The sequence below is a fragment of the Azospirillum sp. SYSU D00513 genome (genome assembly GCF_017356015.1).
Lineage (GTDB): Bacteria > Pseudomonadota > Alphaproteobacteria > Azospirillales > Azospirillaceae > Azospirillum.
In genome coordinates, this window is sequence record NZ_JAFIQV010000052.1 from 1 (window position 1) to 18599 (window position 18599).

The 18599-nt window shown below is 67.4% G+C and carries 15 protein-coding genes and 2 pseudogenes; 4 read left to right on the forward strand and 13 right to left on the reverse strand.

Annotation, left to right across the window (positions count from 1 at the left end; all coding sequences use genetic code 11):
* Positions 1–244: pseudogene (locus tag JUB11_RS27515) on the forward strand (hypothetical protein); the annotation flags it as partial.
* 181 nt (positions 245–425) lie between these two features.
* Positions 426–941: a DUF305 domain-containing protein gene (locus JUB11_RS27520; protein ID WP_207461998.1), complete on the forward strand. Its 516-nt coding sequence runs from the start codon at positions 426–428 to the stop codon at positions 939–941.
* 148 nt (positions 942–1089) lie between these two features.
* Here JUB11_RS27520 and JUB11_RS27525 read toward each other — a convergent pair whose 3' ends face one another.
* The 11 genes and pseudogenes from JUB11_RS27525 to urtA (JUB11_RS27570) form a co-directional block, all read right to left on the reverse strand.
* On the reverse strand, positions 1090–1863 hold the full coding sequence (locus tag JUB11_RS27525; RefSeq protein WP_207461999.1) for an MOSC domain-containing protein: 774 nt from the start codon (positions 1861–1863) through the stop codon (positions 1090–1092).
* Positions 1864–1914: 51 nt separating this feature from the next.
* Positions 1915–2094 (reverse strand): twin-arginine translocase TatA/TatE family subunit, encoded by a 180-nt coding sequence (locus JUB11_RS27530; protein ID WP_207462000.1) that lies wholly within the window; start codon positions 2092–2094, stop codon positions 1915–1917.
* Between the two features lie 104 nt (positions 2095–2198).
* Entirely contained in the window at positions 2199–2543 is a 345-nt protein-coding gene (locus JUB11_RS27535; RefSeq protein ID WP_207462001.1) for a zinc ribbon domain-containing protein, read from the reverse strand.
* A 26-nt stretch (positions 2544–2569) separates the two neighbouring features.
* Positions 2570–3799, reverse strand: a complete 1230-nt coding sequence (gene fmdA, locus JUB11_RS27540; protein ID WP_207462002.1) for a formamidase — start codon at positions 3797–3799, stop codon at positions 2570–2572.
* Between the two features lie 67 nt (positions 3800–3866).
* Positions 3867–5054 (reverse strand): urea ABC transporter substrate-binding protein, encoded by a 1188-nt coding sequence (gene urtA, locus JUB11_RS33010; RefSeq protein ID WP_247887371.1) that lies wholly within the window; start codon positions 5052–5054, stop codon positions 3867–3869.
* 162 nt (positions 5055–5216) lie between these two features.
* Positions 5217–6407: pseudogene (locus JUB11_RS33440) on the reverse strand (methyl-accepting chemotaxis protein); the annotation flags it as partial.
* Positions 6349–7038 (reverse strand): urea ABC transporter ATP-binding subunit UrtE, encoded by a 690-nt coding sequence (gene urtE, locus JUB11_RS27550; RefSeq protein WP_207462003.1) that lies wholly within the window; start codon positions 7036–7038, stop codon positions 6349–6351. The pseudogene JUB11_RS33440 and the gene urtE, both read right to left, overlap by 59 nt.
* A 14-nt stretch (positions 7039–7052) precedes the next feature.
* Positions 7053–7799, reverse strand: a complete 747-nt coding sequence (gene urtD / locus JUB11_RS27555) for an urea ABC transporter ATP-binding protein UrtD (RefSeq protein WP_207462004.1) — start codon at positions 7797–7799, stop codon at positions 7053–7055.
* 12 nt (positions 7800–7811) lie between these two features.
* Complete coding sequence (urtC, locus tag JUB11_RS27560) at positions 7812–8957, reverse strand: urea ABC transporter permease subunit UrtC (RefSeq protein ID WP_207462005.1); 1146 nt, start codon at positions 8955–8957, stop codon at positions 7812–7814.
* 10 nt (positions 8958–8967) lie between these two features.
* Complete coding sequence (gene urtB / locus JUB11_RS27565) at positions 8968–9894, reverse strand: urea ABC transporter permease subunit UrtB (RefSeq protein ID WP_207462006.1); 927 nt, start codon at positions 9892–9894, stop codon at positions 8968–8970.
* A 72-nt stretch (positions 9895–9966) separates the two neighbouring features.
* Positions 9967–11220, reverse strand: a complete 1254-nt coding sequence (gene urtA / locus JUB11_RS27570) for an urea ABC transporter substrate-binding protein (protein ID WP_207462007.1) — start codon at positions 11218–11220, stop codon at positions 9967–9969.
* A 419-nt stretch (positions 11221–11639) separates the two neighbouring features.
* On the opposite strand from urtA (JUB11_RS27570), the gene JUB11_RS27575 reads away from it, so the two are divergent.
* Complete coding sequence (locus JUB11_RS27575; RefSeq protein ID WP_207462008.1) at positions 11640–15029, forward strand: ATP-binding protein; 3390 nt, start codon at positions 11640–11642, stop codon at positions 15027–15029.
* Positions 15004–15933: a response regulator gene (locus JUB11_RS27580; protein ID WP_207462009.1), complete on the forward strand. Its 930-nt coding sequence runs from the start codon at positions 15004–15006 to the stop codon at positions 15931–15933. Before JUB11_RS27575 ends, JUB11_RS27580 begins: the two co-directional genes overlap by 26 nt.
* A gap of 37 nt (positions 15934–15970) precedes the next feature.
* Here the strand turns inward: JUB11_RS27580 and JUB11_RS27585 are convergent, their stop codons facing one another.
* Both JUB11_RS27585 and JUB11_RS27590 read right to left on the reverse strand, forming a co-directional pair.
* A complete protein-coding gene (locus JUB11_RS27585) occupies positions 15971–17758 on the reverse strand; it encodes a VWA domain-containing protein (protein ID WP_207462010.1) in 1788 nt (595 codons plus the stop codon).
* Between the two features lie 11 nt (positions 17759–17769).
* The gene (locus tag JUB11_RS27590; RefSeq protein ID WP_207462011.1) at positions 17770–18567 is read right to left on the reverse strand and encodes a CbbQ/NirQ/NorQ/GpvN family protein; all 798 of its coding nucleotides are present in this window, start codon (positions 18565–18567) and stop codon (positions 17770–17772) included.
* Positions 18568–18599: the final 32 nt, after the last annotated feature.

Sequence of the window (18599 nt, forward strand, 5' to 3'; positions counted from 1 at the left end):
CCCTAACCATGCAGCGGGGATACGAACGTTTCGCCGCCATTCACGAAGGCTACAAGCTTGCTGCGGCGCAAAATGTGTGCAAGCCGTAGGTCGCTTGGCCGAGGTGCTCGGCGCACCGTTGCGGCGCATTGCCGGAGCACGCAATGTCACACCTGAAGATCATCCAGAGGTCGTGGCGCAGGAGATCCAGGCCGTTCTGCGGGATATGGCGGAGAGCCGGATCTCACCGGCCCAAGCCGGCTGAGAGGGCCGCTCCGGAAAAGCACGGTCACCAGGACGGAGTCAAACAAGCTTGGTTCTTGCCGGTGGAGCGTCGTTCGAACGCGGTCGGTCGGGCCCTTCACGAATAGGGCGGGAGTTTTTGGGAACTTACCGCCGCGGTCGGCGCTGTTCACTGTAGGATGCAGGAAAACGGAGAAAATTCGATGGGCTATGGGCGCTTCCTGGCGATGATCGCGGCATCGACCTTCGTGATGTTCTTTCTGATGTATCTCAACACCTACGCGCTCGATCACGTCTTCTACAGCCAGACACGGACCTGGATGGCTCTGGTCATGGGGGCCGTGATGGCGGTCATCATGATCGGCTTCATGTGGTCCATGTACAAGAACAAGACGGCCAACATCGTCATCGTTGCGACAAGCATCGCCGTGTCCGCGGGCGCGCTCTGGCTTGTGCGCAGCCAGGAGACGGTGAGCGACGTGTCCTACATGAAGGCCATGATCCCTCACCATTCCATCGCGATCATGACGAGCGAACGTGCTCACATCCGCGACCCGCGCGTTCGCGAACTTGCCGACCGGATCATCGAAGCGCAGGTGCGCGAAATTGACGAGATGAAGTCACTCATCGCCGAGTTGGAGCGCGATCCCGTGCCCGACGGCGCGCCGGACCTCCCCTCGTACCGGGACCGCGGGGCGCCTCCTCCACCGAAGGAATAAGCGATCTTCGGGCCGTATAGAGATCACCGAGGTCGCGCGGGCGCCTGCGAGGCGGTCGGCTTGAAGCGCAAAAGGCCCAACTTCGTTGGGGGGAGGGCCTTTTTCCTGGTTGGTTGCGGGGCACGGCACGTTAGGCACCAGACCGTCATCAAGCGGCATGAACCGCATCACCGATTTGCAGACGGCCGTCCGTGACGACCTCAAGATAGATCCCAAGATCCGCGTGACCGAAGTTTCGCAGCAAATCCTTGGGGAGGTTGGCGTCGCGTTCCGCCGTGTCCGGATTGACGTTGACGGCGCCGCAACGGGGCGTGCGCATGCGGCCACGGAAGGTGACCGGCCCGATGCGGATCTCGCGATCCAGCCAGTCCATTTCCCGCCAGGCCGGCACCCCGTCCACATGAATGTTCCCCCGGAAACGCAGAGCATTTACCGGCCGGCCCAGCCGGGCCTCGACGGCACGGACCGTTTCCAGGTTGATCAGGGAGACGGCCCTCATCATCACGGGCGAGATGACGCTGGCATCCGTGAATTTGTGCCCCTTGGCCGATACCAGGCGCGGACGGCCCCTGGCAGCCTCCCCGACATAGCGCGCGAAGAACTCCTCGACCTCTGCGCGCCCGCCGTCCGAGGCGATGTCCGCTTCCAGGAGCAGTTCCCCCTTGAGGCGGACCGACAGGACGGATGTCCGGGGATCGAGAGCGGTGGTCAGCGCCGCCAGTTCCTCGTTCCGGCGCAGCATCAGAAAGAAGCCTTTGTCCAGGGGCTCCGGCGCCTCGGCCGAGAAGAGGGTCGTGCCGAGGGCCAGGGCGAATTCCCGGTCGAAGGGCAGCCCGTCGCGGCTGTTCAGCTCCATGCCCGTCAGCGGTTCCGGCGACAGCCCCTTGATAGGGTAGCGGTAGAGATGCGTGACCACGGCCATCGAACGGGCATCCTCGGCAATTCTGAAAACGGTTGGCGGGATGCAGCGCCGTCAGCCGGCGTCCTTCAGCAGGGGCGGCTGTTCGGTCTCTTTCTCATCCTTCAGGCCCGCCTTGAAGGTCTTCATGCCCTTGGCGAGGTCGCCCATCACCGACGGCAGCTTGCCGGCGCCGAAGAGGAGCAGAACGACGGCGAGGACGATCATCCAATGCATCAGGCTGAAACTGCCCATTCGGGTCTCCGAAGTCGGTGTTGCGCTGTGCCCATCCTGGCATGGAGGCGGGGCGGCGGCAAACCCGCCGCCCCGTCCCCACCCCCGTCGGGGGCCTATCATCCTTAGTGGCTGATCATCCAAGGCCGGGCGGTGGGAAAAGCCTTGGAGCCGTCCGGCGCGCGCGCGACCGGGCGGCCCTTCTTGCCGCTCCCCCCGCAACAGCCGCAGCCGGGACCGTGCTTGCGCCCGGACTCCGACAGCAGGGCCGGCTTGTCGGCGCTGCGCTCGTTGATGCCGTGGGCCTTGCGGGTTGCCCCGGACACCGAGGAGAAGGCCGGGGCCGTGCGCATCGCGCGGCGGGCCGGCTCGCCGCAGCCCGGGCAGGGCTGCGGGTCGCGGTACTCGGCCATGGGCCGCAGGGCGGTGAAGTCGCCGCAGGCGGCGCATTCGTAATCGTACATCGGCATGGGTCGGTCCCCGTCCTCTCGTCCGGTCAGAGGTCCGGCGCCAGCGGCACGTCCACGTCGCCCTTGAGGAACTTCGTCGGCCCGTTCGCGTTCGGCCGGATGTCGAACTCGAAGATCTCCGTCGGCAGGAACAGGGTGGCGCAGGCGTTCGGGATGTCCACGACGCCGCTGATGTGCCCCTGCACGGGTGCGGTGCCGAGGATCGCGTAGGCCTGAGCCCGCGAATAGCCGAACTTGGTCAGGTATTCGATGGCGTTGAGACAGGCCTGGCGGTAGGCGACATGCACGTCCAGGTAATGCTGCGTGCCGGCCTCGTCGACCGAGATGCCCTCGAAGATCAGGTAGTCGTTGTAGTGCGGGGTGATCGGGCTCGGCCGGAAGATCGGGTTGCGGATGCCGTATTTCGACATGCCTTCCTTGATCAGCTCGACCTTCATGTGGACCCAGCCGGCCATCTCGATGGCGCCGCAGAAGGTGATCTCGCCGTCGCCCTGGCTGAAATGCAGGTCGCCCACCGACAGGCCGGCGCCCTTCACGTAGACGGGGAAATAGATCTTGGAGCCGCGCGACAGGTCCTTGATGTCGCAGTTGCCGCCATGCTCGCGCGGCGGGACGGTGCGGGCACCCTCCGCTGCGGCCTTGGCCTTGGCCTCGCCCTTCAGCCGGCCCATGTGGGCGGTCGCCGGGAAGGGCGGGTTGGCGAGCGGGGGCACGCGGGTCGGGTTGGTGTCGATCAGCGCCTGCTCGCGCGCGTTCCAGGTGTTCAGCAGGTCCTGCGAGGGCAGGCAGCCGATCAGGCCGGGATGGATCAGGCCGGCGTAGCGCACGCCCGGCACGTGGCGCGACTTGGTGAAGAGGCCTTCGAAATCCCAGATCGACTTCTGCGCCTGCGGGAAGTGGTCGGTCAGGAAGCCGCCGCCGTTCTGCTTGGAGAAGAAGCCGTTGAAGCCCCACTGCTGCTGCGGGAAGGCGCCGATGTCCAGCAGTTCCACCACCAGCAGGTCGCCCGGCTCCGCCCCCTCGACCCCGACCGGGCCGCTGAGGAAATGCACGTGCGAGAGGTTGACGTCGCGCACGTCGGCGGCGGAGTCGTCGTTCTTGATCTGGCCGCCGGTCCAGTCCACGCATTCCAGGATGAAGTCGTCGCCCGGCTTGACCGTCACCGCCATGGGGATGTCGGGATGCCAGCGGTTGTGGATCATGTCGTTCTCGAACGCCGACTGGGACAGGTCGACCTTGATCAAGGTGTCAGCCATGATGCATTTCCTTTTTTATGAGGGTTCGTGAAGGCGGTCCCGCTCCCCGGCGGGCCGGCGGCGCTTCTCAGGCCGCGACGTTCCGGACGTCGTCGGGGAAGGGATTCGGCTCGATCAGGCCGGCGGTCTCGTGGACCAGGTCGAACTGGCCGTCGCGCCGCGCCCGCCCGATGCGGGTCTTGGTCCAGAGGTGATGGTTGTCGTGGATGCGGACGTAGCCGACCGGAGCGCCCGTGAACTCGACACCCGGCGAAGCGGCCGCGACCTTTTCCACGTCGAAGCTGCCGGCCTTCTCGACCGCCAGCTTCCACAGCCAGGGGCCGAGATACGCGTTGTGGGTGACGTCGCCGATGACGCTGTCGTCGCCCCACATCTCCTTGAAGGCGCCGACGAAGGCCTTGTTGTTCGGGTCCGCCAGCGTCTGGAAATACTTGGCGCAGGTGTAGGCTCCGGCGATGTTCTCGCCCCCGATGCCGAGCATCTCGTCCTCGGTCACCGAGTTGGTCATGAGCATCTGGGTGTTCAGGTCGATGCCCGCCGCCTTGAGCTGCTTGTAGAAGGCGACGTTCGAACCGCCAACGACGATGGCGTAGACGACGTCCGGCCTAGCGGCCTTGATCTTGGCGATCACCGGCTGGAACTGCGTGTGGCCCAGTTCGGCATACTCCTCGCCCACCACGCGGCAGCCGGCCCGTTCGATGTGGCGGCGCGCGATCTTGTTGGATTCGCGCGGCCAGATGTAGTCGGAGCCGACCAGGAAGAAGCTCTTGGCGCCCTTCTCCCTCATCAGCCAATCCAGCCCGGCGAGGATCTGCTGGGTGGCTTCCTGGCCCGTGTAGATGACGTGCCTGGACTGCTCCAGCCCCTCGTAGAAGGTCGGGTAGTAGAGCATGCCCCGGTGCTTCTCCAACACCGGCAGCACCGCCTTGCGCGAGGCCGAGGTCCAGCAGCCGAAGATGGCGGCAACGTGGTCCTTGCCCAGCAGCTTGGCGGACTTCTCGGCGAAGGTCGGCCAGTCGCTGGCGCCGTCCTCCTGCACCACCTCGATCCGGCGGCCGAGCACGCCGCCCATGTCGTTGATCTGCCGGATGGCGAGCAGCTCGGCCTGGATCGAGCCAGACTCGCTGAGAGCCATGGTGCCCGTCTCCGAATGCAGGATCCCGACCTTGACGGTGGTGTCGCCGACGGCGAGGCCGGTGCGATTCACCTGCGCCGTGGCCGGGCCGCCGGCGAAGCGCGCCGTTCCCGTTCCCAGCGCCTTGGCGGTCGCCGCCCTGCGCCTGCGCAACGCCGATTGCAGGCTGACCTCGGCCAGGAAGGCGTTCACCTCCTCACCAAGCTGGTCCGCGCGTTGCGACAGGTTACCGGCGACGCCGAGCACCTGGTGCGCCGCCGTGCCGGTGCTGGAGGCCGCCTCGGTCACGCCAGCGATGGTGCGCGACACCTCCTCGGTGCCGCGCGCCGCCTCCTGCACGTTCCGGGCGATCTCGCGCGTCGCGGCCCCCTGCTGCTCCACCGCCGAAGCGATGGCGGTGGCGATCCCGCTGATCCCGGAGATGGTGCCGGCGATGCCGCGGATGGCGCCGACCGCGTCGCTCGTGGTCGACTGGATCTCCGCGATCTGGGAGGCGATCTCCTCCGTCGCCTTGGCGGTCTGGTTGGCGAGGCTCTTCACCTCGTGCGCGACGACGGCGAAGCCCTTGCCGGCTTCCCCCGCGCGCGCCGCCTCAATCGTCGCGTTCAGCGCCAGCAGGTTGGTCTGGCCGGCAATGCCCTGGATCATCGTCACGACCTCGCCGATCTTCTGGGCGCTGATCGCCAGCCCCTTCATGACGGCATCGGTGCGCGTCGTTTCTTCGACGGCCTGGCCGGCGATGCGGGCGGAATCGGCCACCTGCCGGGCAATTTCCTGGATGGATGCGGACAACTCCTCGGTCGCGGTCGCGACCGTGTGCACGTTCATCGAGGCTTGCCCGGCCGCCGCCGCGACGGTCGCCGACAGCGCGTTGCCGTGTTCGGCCGTGCCGGACATGGCCGTGGCGGTCGCGGTCATCTCGGCGACCGCGGAGGACAGCGTCTGCACGAGTTGCCCGACCTTGGACTCGAAGGTTCTGGTCAGGGCTTCCAACCGCGTCGCCCGCTCCTCGATGGTCTTGTGCTCGGCGTCCTGCTCCGCGTCCCGCGCCCGGCGGCCCGCGGCCTCCGCCTTGAGGCCTTGCAGTGCCCTCGCCAAGGCGCCGATCTCGTCGCGGCGGTCGAGCAGCGGCGGCTCGCCGGCACCCTGGGCGGCATCGCCGAGCCTTGTCAGGGCGGCGCCCGTCCTGCCGAGCGCGACGCAGACGCCCAGCGCGACGGCCGTGTTGAGGCCGATGGCGAGCGGGACCAGCCCCGCACCGAACCCGGCCTCCACACCGCTTCCGGTCATGAGCGCCGCAAGCGACACGCCCGCCAGGGCGACGGATGCGGTGCCGCCGATCCTGGAGATCTTTTCAACGCGCATGACGGAGCACTCTCCTGTTGCGGAACCGCTGGATGGGAGGAAGGCCGGCTCAGACGGACAGGAGGCGCGCGACCTTGGCCTCGTCGATCCGGCCGCGGCTGTCCTCATGGACGATCTCGCCGTTCTCGATGACGAGGACGCGGTCGGCGATGTCCAGCGCGAAGCTCAGCACCTGTTCGGACACGATGATGCTGAGGCCGCGCTCGTCGCGGATCCGGCGCAGCGTGCGGCCCATCTCCCGGATGATGGAGGGCTGGATGCCTTCCGTCGGCTCGTCCAGGAGCAGGACCTTCGGCTTGCTGGCGAGCGCGCGGGCGATGGCGAGCTGCTGCTGCTGGCCGCCCGACAGGTTGCCTCCGCGCCGCCCCTTCATCTCCAGCAGCACCGGGAACATCTCGTAGAGGTCGCCGGGGACGCCGCGGCCGCCATGCGAGGTCAGGCCGGTCTCGATGTTTTCCTGCACGGTCATTGCCGGGAAGATCATGCGGCCCTGCGGCACGTAGGCGACGCCCTTGGCGACGCGCTCGTAGCTCTTCAGACCGGTGATCTCGTCGGCGCCGATGCGGACGGCGCCCGAGCGCGTCGGCACCACCCCCATCAGCGACTTCATGAGCGTCGTCTTGCCCATGCCGTTGCGGCCCATGATGGCGACGATCTCGTTGGGCTGCACGGCGAAGTTCAGCCCGTGCAGCACCTCGCTCTGGCCGTAGGACACGCGCAGATCGGTGACGGACAGCATGGTTGATCCTCCGCTCAATGGCCCAGATAGACTTCGACGACCTTCGGATCGGCCTTGACGCGCTCCATCGAGCCTTCCGAGAGGATCTTTCCCTGGTGCAGCACCGTGACCCGGTGCGCGATGTCCTCGACGAACTTCATGTCGTGCTCGATCACCAGCACCGATCGGTTGCGGATGATCTTGTTCAGCAGTTCGGCGGTCTTCTTGCGCTCGTTCACGCTCATGCCGGCGACCGGCTCGTCCAGCATCAGAAGCTCCGGATCCTGGATCAGCAGCATGCCGATCTCCAGCCACTGCTTCTGCCCGTGGCTGAGATATTCGGCGCGCTGCTCCAGATGGTCGGAGAGGAAGATGGTCTCGGCGATCTCCTCCACCCGGTCGCGCACCGCGGCGTCGCGCTTGAAGGCGAGCGCGCCGAAGACGGTGCGGCCGCGCGGGTAGGAGATCTCGAGATTCTCGAAGACCGTCAGGTCGTCGTAGATGGAGGGGGTCTGGAACTTGCGGCCGACCCCGGCCTTGACGATCTGGTGCTCCTTCATCGCTGTCAGCTCCTGGTTGCGGAAGCGGATGGAGCCGCCGGTCGCCTTGGTCCGGCCGCAGATGAGGTCGAGCACCGTGGTCTTGCCGGCCCCGTTCGGGCCGATGATCACGTGGATCTCGTTCTGGTCGACGTAGAAGGACAGGTCGTTCACCGCCTTGAACCCGTCGAAGGAGACCGTCAGCCCCTCGACCGCCAGCAGGAAGTCCGTTTCGCTCGCCATGGTGGATGCTCCTTATTCGGCGGCGGTGGGCGGGGGGATCACCTCGCCCACGCGGGGCACGGCGCGGGGGAAGAGCCGCGCCAGGCGTGGCGCCACGTACTGCTGGTAGAGGCCGGCCAGCCCGTTGGGGAAGACCATGACGACGCCGATGAAGAGCGCGCCCATGGCGAAGAGCCACAGCTCGGGGAAGCTTTCCGACAGCAGCGTCTTGGCCCAGTTGACGAGCAGCGTGCCGTACACGGCACCCAGCAGCGACAGGCGGCCGCCGACCGCGCAGTAGATGACCATCTCGATGGAGGGGACGATGCCGACGAAGGACGGCGACATGAAGCCGACCTGGAGCGTGAACATCGCGCCGCCCACCGCCGACAGGGCGGCCGCGAAGCAGAAGACGAAGATCTTGAAGTTCGCGACGTCGTAGCCGGAGAAGCGCACCCGGTCCTCCTTGTCGCGCAGGGCCACGAGGATGCGGCCGAGCTTGGAGTGGCGGACGAACAGGCAGAGCAGGACCGCGCCGATCAGCAGCGCCGCGTTCACGAAATACAGGACCTGCTTCGCGCCGTCGGTGCGGATGTCCCAGCCGTTCAGCGTGCGCAGGTCGGTGATGCCGTTGATGCCGCCCGTGTAGCCCTGCTGGCCGACGATGAGGATCGTCAGGATGGCCGCGAAGGCCTGGGTGATGATGGCGAAATACACGCCGCCGACGCGCCGCTTGAACATCGCCAGTCCGACGATGAAGGCAAGCAGCGAGGGCACCGCCACCACGGCCAGCAGCGTGAAGGGCAGGCTGTGGAAAGGCTCCCAGAACCAGGGCAACTCGGTGAGCTGGTTCCAGTCCATGAAGTCGGGAATGCCCGGCGTGGACTGGATCTTCGTCGCCTCGGGGCTGGAGGCCTCCAGCTTCAGGAACATAGCCATGCAGTAGCCGCCCAGCCCGAAGAAGATCCCCTGCCCCAGGCTGAGGATGCCGGCGCTGCCCCAGCACAGCACCAGCCCGAGCGCCACGAAGGCGTAGGTCAGGTACTTGCCGACCATGTTCAGGCGGAAGCCGTCGAGCCCGAGCGGCAGGACGATGAGGATGAGCAGGGCGAGCAGGGCGACGCCCATGAGCTCTCCCGTCGCGCGCCGGGGCGCGCTGTTGCGGACGCTGATCTTCATGGCTTTGGCCTCACCGGCGGACTTTGAGAACGAAGAGACCCTGCGGGCGCAGCATCAGGATGGCGACCACCGTCAGCAGCGTCAGGACCTTGGCCGTGGAGCCGCTCAGGAAGAATTCCATGGTCGACTGGGCCTGCGAGATGGTGAAGGCCGAGGCGATGGTGCCGATCAGGCTCTGCGCGCCGCCGAAGACCACCACCAGGAAGGTGTCGACGATGTAGAGCTGGCCCGAGGTCGGCCCGGTGGAGCCCACCATCGTGAAGGCGCTTCCCGCCACGCCGGCGATCCCGCAGCCCAGGCCGAAGGTCAGGCGGTCGACCCGCTCCGTGTTGATGCCGACGGCGCCGGCCATGACCCGGTTCTGCATCACCGCCCTCACGCCCATCCCCCAGCGGGAGCGGAACATGACCGTGTAGATCACCAGCGTGATGATCATCGTCAGGCCCATGACGAAGAGGCCGTTGATCGGAACCTCGATCGTGTCGGTGACCGCGACCGAACCCATCAGCCAGTCCGGCAGCACCACGCCGACCTCGCGCGCGCCGAAGACCGAGCGGTAGATCTGCTGAAGGATCAGGCTCAGCCCCCAGGTCGCGAGCAGCGTGTCCAGCGGCCGCTTGTAGAGGAAGCGGATCATGCCCCATTCCACCAGCATGCCGAGCAGCCCGCTCGCCACGAAGGCCAGCGCCATGGCGATGAAGAAATAGACGGGAAAGAGCGCCGGCAGATATTCCGACACCAGGGTGGAGCAGAGATAGGTCACGTAGGCGCCGAGGATCATGAACTCCCCATGGGCCATGTTGATGACGCCCATCTGGCCGAAGATGATGGCCAGCCCGAGCGCCATGAGCACGAAGACGGAGAAGAGGATGAGCCCGGCGAACCCTTGCATGGCAAAGATCGAGCCGAGTTCCGCCAGGGTGTAACCTTCGAACATGGGAAGCCTCCGCACGGGGGACGCGCCCTGCCCCTCTCCCCGGCCGGGGAGAGGGGACCGGGACCGGGACGCTTACTGGTAGCCCTTGGGGAAGGGATCCGGCTCGATCAGGTCGGCGGTCTCGAAGACGACGTCGAACTGGCCGTCCATGCGGGCGCGGCCGACGCGAGTCTTGCTCCAGAGATGGTGGTTGGGGTGGATGCGCACGTAGCCCTCGGGCGCGCCCTTGAACTCGATGCCGTCGGACGCCGCCGCGATCTTGTCGACGTCGAAGCTGCCGGCCTTCTCCACGGTCGCCTTCCACAGCCAGGGGCCGAGATAGGCGGCCTGGGTGACGTCGCCGATGACGCTGTCGGCGCCCCACATGGCCTTGAAGGCCTCGACGAAGGCCTTGTTGTTCGGGTTGTCGAGGGACTGGAAGTACTTCATGCAAGCGTAGGCGCCGGCGATGTTCTCGCCGCCGATGCCGAGCATCTCGTCCTCGGTGACCGAAATGGTCATGAGGGTCTGCTTCGACAGGTTGATGCCGGCCGCCTTGAGCTGCTTGTAGAAGGCGACGTTCGACCCGCCGACCACCGAGGCGTAGATGACGTCCGGCTTGGTCAGCTTGATCTTGTTGATCACCGAGTTGAACTGGGTGTGGCCGAGCGGGAAATACTCCTCGCCGACGACCTTCTGGCCGTTCTTCTCGATGTGCTTGCGCGCGATCTTGTTGGAGGTGCGCGGCCAGATGTAGTCGGAACCGATGAGGAAGAAGCTCTTGGCGCCCTTCTCCTTCGACACCCAGTCCAGCCCGGCGAGGATCTGCTGGGTGGCTTCCTGGCCCGTGTAGATCACGTTCTTGGACTGCTCCAGCCCCTCGTAGAAGGTCGGGTAGTAGAGCATCCCGTTGTACTGCTCGAAGACCGGCAGCACGGCCTTGCGCGAGGCCGAGGTCCAGCAGCCGAAGACGGCCGCGACCTTGTCCTCGACCAGCAGCTTGCGCGACTTCTCGGCGAAGGTCGGCCAGTCGCTGGCGCCGTCCTCCTGGATCACCTCGATCTTGCGGCCGAGCACGCCGCCCATGTCGTTGATCTGCTTGATCGCCAGCTTCTCGGCCTCGACCGAGCCGGTCTCGCTGATCGCCATAGTGCCGGTGGTGGAGTGCAGGATGCCGACCTTCACGGTGCTGTCGGTGACCGCCAGGTTGGTGGTGTTGACGGCGGACGTGGCCTGCGCCAGGGCGCCGCGCGGCAGCAGGCTCAGCGCGGGCAGCGCGGCCATGCCGAGGAGGAGATTGCGCCGGAACTGCGATTTCAGGCCGCCGCGGGTCTTATCCGAGGACATGGAACCTCCTAATAGGGCCGATAGGGGATGTGCGAGGGGAGAGCGATGTCGCGATATCGGCGCCAATGGTCGGCGGACATATGCACCGCAGCAATACGTGGAACCGCGTATAGGGCGGAACGGGGCAGTGCCGTTATAAAATTGGCTCGTATGACTGATTTGTCCGCGCGCGTGGAGACTTGGCCGGGCGGCACAGGGAGGCGCTTTTAAAACATACCGCAGAGCAGCAAGGCTCGTTGACTTGGCGAAAACTTCGGACTCTAATACGCACTCATAAGTGTGCGCGGCCTGCCATGCGCGCTTGCGGCATGGGGCGCTCCGGCGGCCGGCGAGGTTTTCATCTGCCGATTTTCAGCGGCCTGCACGGTCAGTCTGCACCGCGACGGGTTCTTGATGGCGCAACTCTCCCGAGGCCTTGCATGGCGGTCCAACAGCGCGTCGTTCCGGTCCGCAGGACCTACAACAAGTGGGTCGCGAACCAGACCCTCGAAGATTACTCGCTGCGGTTCACGGCCAAGGGCGCGCGCCGCTGGTCGGGCTTCCGGGTCGCCAACACGGCGCTCGGGTCCATCTCCTTCCTGGCGCTCGAGGCGATTGGCGGCACCATCACCCTGAGCTACGGCTTCACCAACGCGTCGCTCGCCATCCTGGCGACCTGCCTGCTGATCTTCCTGACCGCGCTGCCGATCAGCCATCACGCCAGCAAATACGGCGTGGACATGGACCTGCTGACCCGCGGGGCCGGCTTCGGCTACATCGGGTCCACCGTCACCTCGCTGATCTACGCGTCCTTCACCTTCATCTTCTTCGCCATCGAGGCGGCGATCATGGCGACGGCGCTGGAGATGTGCTTCCAGCTGCCGCTCGCGGCCGGCTATGTGGTCAGCTCGATCATCATCATCCCGCTGGTCACCTACGGCTTCACGGTGATCAGCCGCATCCAGCTCTGGACCCAGCCCTTCTGGGTGGCGCTGCACGCCCTTCCCTTCCTGTTCATCGCCGTACAGGACGGCGAGGCCTTCGCCCACTGGACGCGGTTCGAGGGGCGGCAGGGAGCCGGAGGCGTGTTCGATCCGATGCTGTTCGGGGCGGCGGCGGCGGTCGTCTTCTCGCTGGCGGCGCAGATCGGGGAGCAGGTGGACTTCATCCGCTTCCTGCCCCCCGCCCCCCGGACGCGCCGCTGGCGCTGGTGGGCCGCCCTGCTGGCGGCAGGACCCGGCTGGATCGTCATCGGTGCCGTTAAGCTGATGATCGGCTCCTTCCTCGCCGTGCTGGCCCTCAGCCACGCCGTGGCGCCGGAGCATGCCGCCGAGCCGACGGAGATGTATCTCGTCGCCTTCCGGTACATCGCCGATTCCCCGCAGGTCGCGGTCGGGCTGACGGGGCTCTTCGTGGTGCTGTCGCAGATCAAGATCAACGTGACCAACACCTACGCAGGCTCGATCGCCTGGTCGAACTTCTTCTCCCGCCTGACGCACAGCCATCCGGGCCGGGTGGTCTGGGTGTTCTTCAACGTCATTCTCGGCCTGCTGCTGATGGAACTCGGCATCTACAAGACGCTGGAGCCGATCCTAGGCCTCTATTCGAGCATCGCGGCGGCCTGGATCGGGGCGCTGGTCGCCGATCTGGTGGTGAACAAGCCGCTTCGGCTCAGCCCGCCGCAGGTGGAGTTCAAGCGGGCCCACCTCTACGACATCAACCCGGTCGGGGTAGGTGCGATGCTGCTGGCCGCGCTCGGCGCCGTGCTGGCCCACAGCGGCCTGTTCGGCCCGATGCTGCGCGTCTTCGCGCCCTTCCTCGCCTTCGGCATCGCCTTCCTGGCGGCCCCGGCCATCGCGCTGCTGACGCGGGGAAAATACTACATCGCCCGTCCGGCCACCGCGCTGGGCGGCGATGGCGCGCCCGTCCGCTGCCGCGTCTGCGAGCACGCCTTCGAGCCGGAGGACATGGCCTTCTGCCCGGTCTATTCCGGCGCCATCTGCTCGCTCTGCTGCTCGCTTGACGCGCGCTGCGGCGATGCCTGCAAGCCGCGGGCGCGACTCGGCGCGCAGCTCGCCGACGCGCTCGACGCCGTGCTGCCGGCGCGCATCGCCGCCGCCTTCAAGACGCGCTTCGGCCATTACCTCGCGATGCTGGGCCTGCTGGGGCTGGCGATCGGCACGGTGCTGGCGCTCGTCCATCTGGAGGTGACCACCGGCAACGAGGCCGCGCGCGCCATCATCGGCAGCACGCTGTGGAAGGTGTTCTTCATCCTGATGATCGTCGCCGGCGTGGCGACCTGGCTGTTCGTCCTGGCCCGCGAGAGCCGGCAGGTCGCCCAGGAGGAATCGGACAAGCAAACGAGCCTGCTGATTCAGGAGATCGAAGCGCACGAGCGCACCGACGCCCAGCTCCAGAAGGCGAAGGAAGCGGCGGAAGCGGCGAACCTCGCCAAGAGCCGCTATCTGGTCGGCATCGGCCACGAGTTCCGCACGCCGCTCAGCGCCATCTTCGGCTACGCGCAGCTTCTCGAACGCGATCCGACGATTCCCGCCCACCGGCAGGAGGCCGTCAAGGTCATCCGCCGCAGCTCCGAACATCTCTCGGGCTTGCTCGACGGGCTGCTCGACATCTCCAAGATCGAAGGGGGTCGCCTGCAGATCTACCGGGGCGAGGTCCGCATCGTCGAGCTTTTGAACCAGCTCGTCGGCATGTTCCGCCTCCAGGCGGAGGCGAAGGGGATCGAGTTCCGCTTCGTCCATCTGGAGGACCTGCCGCCGGTGGTCCACACCGACGAGGGACGCATACGGCAGATCTTCATCAATCTTCTCTCCAACGCCATCAAGTTCACCGAATCGGGCTCCGTCACGCTCCGCGTGCGCTACCGCAGCCAGATCGCGGAGTTCGAGGTGCAGGACACCGGCCCCGGCATCCGCCCGCAGGACCTGGAGCGCATCTTCGAGCCATTCGAGCGTGGCCAGGCGGCGCAGGGGCAGATGGTCCCCGGCATGGGGCTCGGCCTCACCATCACCAAGCTTCTGACCGAGGTGATGGGCGGCGAGATCACGGTCGCGAGCCGGCTTGGTGAGGGCAGCACCTTCAAGGTGCGGATGATGATGTCGGCGGCCCTGCCGTCGGCCGCTGCGGCGCAGCCCGAGCACCTCATCCGCGGCTACCGGGGCCGCCGCCTGACGGTTCTGGTGACCGACGACGACATGGCCCACCGCAACCTGATCCAGGAGATCCTGTCGGAGCTGGGCTTCACCGTCATCAAGGCCGCCGACGGGCCGAGCTGCCTGCTGCTGGCGGACCAGTGCAAGCCCGACATCATTCTGCTCGACATTTCCATGCCCGGCATGAACGGGTGGGAGGTCGCGCGGCGGCTGCGCGAGGGCGGGCACGGCGAGGCGGCCATCATCATGGTGTCGGCCGACACGCGCGAGGACCGGCCGGCGATCTCCCCGGACATGCCGCACGACGGCTTCGTCGCCAAGCCGGTGTCCATCGGCAAGCTGCTGGCCTCGGTCGCCAAGCTGCGCGCGATTACCTGGGAGTATGAAGACAAGCCGGACGACGCCGCGGGCCGGGCGCCGGGCTTCGCGCCGGGCGAGCTGCCGCCGCGGCACGACATCGCCGAGCTGATCCATCTCGGCCGCATCGGCTACATCCGCGGCATGAGGGCGAAGCTGTCGGAGATCGCGGCCTCCCACCCGCAAAGCGAGGCCTTCATCGCGCATATGAGGACGCTGGTCAGCAACTTCGACCTGAACCAATACATGTCCGCATTGGAGGCGGCGCAACGCGATGACAACAGACAAGAAGCCTCGTGACGTCGTTCTCGTGGTCGACGATTCGCCGGAGACGCTGAGCTTCCTCACCGACGCGCTGGAGGAAGCCGGCGTCACCGTCCTGGTGGCGCTGGACGGGCGCAAGGCGCTGGGGCTGGTGGAGCAGATCACGCCCGACGTCATCCTGATGGATGCCGTCATGCCGGGCATGGACGGGTTCGAGACCTGCCGGCAGCTCAAGCGCAACAGCCAGTTCGCGCAGATCCCCGTCATCTTCATGACAGGCCTCAGCGAGACCGAGCACATCGTGAAGGGCTTCGCCGCCGGCGGGGTGGATTACGTCACCAAGCCCATCGTCGCGGACGCGCTGATCGCGCGCATGTACGCCCATCTCGCCAACGCGCGCGTCGCCCAGAGCACGCGCGCCGCGCTGGACGCGACCGGGCGCTACCTGCTGGCGGCCAACCGGATGGGCGAGGTGCTGTGGTGCACGCCGCAGGCGAGCCGGATGCTGGAGGCCGCCTTCGACGGCTTCTCGCAGCCCGGCTTCACCCTGCCGCCGCCGGCACCGGTTTGGCTCGCCGACCGGCAGGGAAAAGCCGGCCAGGGGGCCGACAGCGTGACCGTCGCCGCCGACAAGCCCGGGCTGATGTTCCGCATCATCCCCGTCGGCCGGATCGGGCCGGACGAGATCCTGCTCCAGCTGACGGAGGAGAGCGGGGTCAGCGACGACGCCCTGCTGAAGCAGCGCCTGTCCCTGACGGCGCGCGAGGCGGAGGTGCTGCTGTGGGTCGCCGGCGGCAAGCCGAACCGCGACATCGCGGAGATCCTCGGCCTCAGCCCGCGCACGGTGGACAAGCATCTGGAGCAGATCTACGCCAAGCTCGGGGTGGAGAACCGCGCGGCGGCGGCGGCGGTGGCCGTGCGCACGCTGAACGCGCGCTGAAGAGGGCCGCCCGTCCAGGTGTCAGGCGGTCAGGCGGTCAGGCGGTCAGGCGAAAGTAGAGCTGTGGAAGCATGTCCGGCAGCCGCTCCAGCCTTTCGACCGTGAGGACGTTCCGCCCTCCGAAGATGCGGGCCGGATCGCGGGCATCGGCGGCGGAGGTCCCGCCGAGCCGGACGCAGAAGACGTCCACGCCGGCGCCGGCAAGCTCCCCGACGGCCTTGCGCGTGTCCTCGATCAGATAGCGGCGATCACCGCTGTCGATGTCCGACGGCTCCCCGTCCGTGATCAGCAGGACCAGCCGGCGGTGCGTCGGCTGCCCGGCGATCTGCCGCCCGGCGTGGCGCAGGGCCGTTCCCATTCGGGTGGAGTAGCGACCCCGGAGGCCGCCGAGCCGTGCCTTGGCCGCGTTGTCGTAGGGGTCGCCGAAGTCCTTCACGCGCTGGTAGCGCACCTCCTCCCGCCCGTTTGAGCAGAAAGCATGGACCGCGAAACGGTCGCCGGCCTCCGCCATGGCGGCGGCCAGCAGCGCCGTCGCGTGCCGCTCCAGCGCGAGCACGGTGGTGGGAGCGCCGCCGGCCGGATCGGAAACCGGATCGTTCGTGGACTGCGAGACGTCCAGCAGAACGAGCACCGACAGGTCGCGGAAACGGCGCCGCGTGGCAGCGTGGACGCGCGGATCCGGCGCATGCCCGAGCCGCCGTTCGACGGCCGCCTCGACACAGGCATCGAGGTCGAGCGTTTCACCCTCCGCCTGCCGCCGCAGCCGCTCCGGCCGGCTGAACTTCGCCGCCCGGACCAGCCGTGCAACGCGGCGGACCATTCCCGGATCCCGGGCGAGCAGCCCGTCGATGAGCGCGGGCGAGGACGGGGGCGCCGGGCACTCGACGACGCGCGCGAATCCGGGCCGCTGAAGTCCGATCCGGTAATCCCATTCCGGATAGCGCGCGACGGGAACGCCCGCCTCCGGGTCGGCCTCCCCCGCCGGGGCGGACGCTGCAGCAGGATCATTCCGCGCGGCACCGTCGAATTCATCCGGTTCCTGTCCCTCCGACGGCTCCGCGCGCATCGCCTCCAGCGGCAGGTCATGGTCGTCGGGCGGTACCTGCGGCGGCGTGTCGAACTCCCAAAGGCCGCCGTTGTCGTCGCGGTAGGCCGGTTCGACCAGATAGGTCTTGTGGTTCAGCCCGACCCGCATCTTGCCGAGATCACCCGCCAGCAGCCCGCCGACGCGCAGGCTGAAGTCCGGGTCCTCCCACTGGTCCTTTCCGTCGAAGAAGAGCGCCCGGCCCTTGGCGACCCAGTGGTTGGCGTCCTCGTATCCGGGATCGATCAGGGCGCGCGACAGGCGCTCCATCAGATCCGCCGCGATCAGCGCGCCGGACGGCTCCGCCACATGGAAGGGAAGCCAGAGCCGGCGCAGGCCGGGAAAGGCGCGCATCGCCAGATGCTCGACGCGCGCGTCTTCCACCAGCCCGACCACTGCCATCAGAAGCGGCTTGAGGCCGCGCGCCAGCTGCCGCCGGGAGAAGATCAGATGCGCGGCCAGATGGGCGAGCGAGGCCCGGAACAGCGCCTCGGCCGGCTGGCCGGCCAGCGCCGGAAGCGCGTCCGGCAGCCGGATCACCCCACCGTCGAACCCGGACCTCCGCGCCTCCGGCGCGTCCCCGCCGGCGGAAAGGGCCCGCATCGGCACGTCCCGGCCCCAGAGCGCCGTAAGGAAATGCCTGAGCTGCCGCTCGACGTCGGAGAAGTGCAGTTCCCCAGCCCCGCCCTCCGCCCGGATTCGGGCGTAGGCCTCCTCCGGGCGCGGGGGAACTTCGCTCATGGAATGACCGCTCATAGGCAGGCGGTGATGGCGGCGGACAGCGCGTCGCGGACATCGGCATCGTCCGTGAGGGGAAGGACCAGAGCCATGCGGCAGGCCGCCTCCAGAGCGACGCCGCGGGCCGCCAGCCGTCCGGCATGTATCAGCATGCGGGTGGACGCCCCCTCATCCAGCCCACGGCCCCTCAGGTTGCGCGACCTTTCGCCGATCTGGACAAGCCGCCTGGCGACCGTCGGTTCGACGCCGGCCTCGTGCGCCACGATCTCCGCTTCGACCGATGCCGGCGGGTAGGTGAAGTCGAGCGCGCCGAACCGCTGCTTCGTGGATTCCTTCAGATCCTTCACCACGCTCTGGTAGCCGGGGTTGTAGGCGATCACGAGCTGGAAATCCGGATGGGCGACGACCAGCTCGTTGCGCTTCTCGATGGGCAGCAGGCGCCGTTCATCGGTCAGCGGGTGGATGATCACGGTGGCATCCTGCCGCGCCTCCACGATCTCATCCAGATAGCAAATGGCGCCATGCCGCACGGCGCGGGTCAGCGGGCCGTCATGCCAGACCGTGCCCTCGGCATCGAGCAGATGGCGGCCGACCAGGTCGGCGGCCGTCATGTCCTCGTTGCAGGCGACGGTGATCAGGGGCTTGCCCAGGCGCCAGGCCATATGTTCGATGAAGCGGGTCTTGCCGCAGCCGGTCGGCCCCTTGAGCATCACCGGCATCCGGCTGGCGTAGGCGGCCTCGAACAGGGCGACCTCGTCGCCGGAGGCGCGGTAATAGGGTTCCCGCTCGATCCGGTATTCACGCAGTTCCATGATGCACCTTGGACCGTTCCGAATTCGGGGGA

What these genes read in the sequence shown, in the direction of transcription:
- JUB11_RS27520 (WP_207461998.1), top strand. Translation starts at nt 426, where the DNA reads ATGGGCTATGGGCGCTTCCTGGCGATGATCGCGGCATCGACCTTCGTG.
- JUB11_RS27525 (WP_207461999.1), bottom strand. Translation starts at nt 1,863, where the DNA reads ATGGCCGTGGTCACGCATCTCTACCGCTACCCTATCAAGGGGCTGTCG.
- JUB11_RS27530 (WP_207462000.1), bottom strand. Translation starts at nt 2,094, where the DNA reads ATGGGCAGTTTCAGCCTGATGCATTGGATGATCGTCCTCGCCGTCGTT.
- JUB11_RS27535 (WP_207462001.1), bottom strand. Translation starts at nt 2,543, where the DNA reads ATGCCGATGTACGATTACGAATGCGCCGCCTGCGGCGACTTCACCGCC.
- fmdA (WP_207462002.1), bottom strand. Translation starts at nt 3,799, where the DNA reads ATGGCTGACACCTTGATCAAGGTCGACCTGTCCCAGTCGGCGTTCGAG.
- urtE (WP_207462003.1), bottom strand. Translation starts at nt 7,038, where the DNA reads ATGCTGTCCGTCACCGATCTGCGCGTGTCCTACGGCCAGAGCGAGGTG.
- urtD (WP_207462004.1), bottom strand. Translation starts at nt 7,799, where the DNA reads ATGGCGAGCGAAACGGACTTCCTGCTGGCGGTCGAGGGGCTGACGGTC.
- urtC (WP_207462005.1), bottom strand. Translation starts at nt 8,957, where the DNA reads ATGAAGATCAGCGTCCGCAACAGCGCGCCCCGGCGCGCGACGGGAGAG.
- urtB (WP_207462006.1), bottom strand. Translation starts at nt 9,894, where the DNA reads ATGTTCGAAGGTTACACCCTGGCGGAACTCGGCTCGATCTTTGCCATG.
- urtA (WP_207462007.1), bottom strand. Translation starts at nt 11,220, where the DNA reads ATGTCCTCGGATAAGACCCGCGGCGGCCTGAAATCGCAGTTCCGGCGC.
- JUB11_RS27575 (WP_207462008.1), top strand. Translation starts at nt 11,640, where the DNA reads ATGGCGGTCCAACAGCGCGTCGTTCCGGTCCGCAGGACCTACAACAAG.
- JUB11_RS27580 (WP_207462009.1), top strand. Translation starts at nt 15,004, where the DNA reads ATGACAACAGACAAGAAGCCTCGTGACGTCGTTCTCGTGGTCGACGAT.
- JUB11_RS27585 (WP_207462010.1), bottom strand. Translation starts at nt 17,758, where the DNA reads ATGAGCGAAGTTCCCCCGCGCCCGGAGGAGGCCTACGCCCGAATCCGG.
- JUB11_RS27590 (WP_207462011.1), bottom strand. Translation starts at nt 18,567, where the DNA reads ATGGAACTGCGTGAATACCGGATCGAGCGGGAACCCTATTACCGCGCC.